This window comes from Vibrio sp. 1727, from assembly GCF_033344415.1.
Taxonomy (GTDB): domain Bacteria; phylum Pseudomonadota; class Gammaproteobacteria; order Enterobacterales; family Vibrionaceae; genus Vibrio; species Vibrio alginolyticus.
Genome location: NZ_JAWPOT010000104.1, coordinates 1 through 999 on the forward strand (window position 1 = coordinate 1; position 999 = coordinate 999).

Sequence of the window (999 nt, forward strand, 5' to 3'; positions counted from 1 at the left end):
CAGCAAAAAGAGAAAATTTGCGACAGTCGCTGGAAAATTACCGAGCAAATTGTTGAGCTGATTCACGCCAGTACCGAACCGCCTTCTGTGTTTCTTAGTGGATCTGCTGTCGGTTATTACGGCGACCAGCAGGATCATCCGTTCGATGAGTGTCTTCATGTGAATAACGACGATTTCCCGCATATGGTTTGCGCTAAGTGGGAACAAATCGCCAAACGAGCCGAGTCCGAACAAACCCGCGTTTGCTTTCTCCGGACAGGCGTCGTACTCGGGCTTAATGGCGGAGCACTCGCGAAAATGCTCTTGCCTTACAAATTGGGGTTAGGCGGACCGCTTGGCAATGGCAATCAATACATGCCTTGGATTCATATCCTCGATATGGTTCGTGCCATTATGTACCTGCTTGAAACCCCTCACGCGCATGGTGCCTTCAACATGTGCGCCCCTCACCCTGTGACTAACCGGATATTTAGCCGCACGTTAGCGAAAACACTCAAACGTCCTCATATTCTATTCACACCTAAATGGGTCATGGCATTGGCGATGGGAGAATCGGCATGTTTGCTGTTTGACAGTATGCGAGCCAAACCTAAGAAACTCACCGAGCTTGGCTTTAAATTTAGTTACTCAAGAATAGAACCAGCACTGAAGCACTTGCTTCAAGATAGAAGCTGTTGAATGATAAAGCTTATCTGTCTCTCGCATTAAGCTAACACATGAATAAATCCATCCTCATTACGGGGTGCTCAACGGGCATCGGGTACGTTTGTGCTCATGCACTCCATAAACAAGGCTTTAACGTCATCGCCTCTTGTAGAAAGCTTGATGACGTTCAACGACTCCAATCAGAAGGGTTAACCTGTATCCAGCTCGACCTCGACGACCCAATAAGCATCACTAGTGGCGCAAAACAAGCGATTGAATTGGCTCAAGGCCAGCTTTATGCCCTATTCAATAACGGCGCATATGGTCAGCCCGGTGCATTAGAAGATCTGCCTA

At 47.8% G+C, this 999-nt stretch carries 2 protein-coding genes; both read left to right on the plus strand.

What is annotated here, in order from left to right:
* The coding region (locus R8O10_RS24115; RefSeq protein ID WP_318191810.1) for a TIGR01777 family oxidoreductase at window positions 1-678 on the plus strand (678 nt) is incomplete at its 5' end.
* 38 nt (window positions 679-716) lie between these two features.
* Window positions 717-999: SDR family NAD(P)-dependent oxidoreductase (locus tag R8O10_RS24120; RefSeq protein WP_318191811.1), on the plus strand; the 283-nt coding region annotated here is incomplete at its 3' end.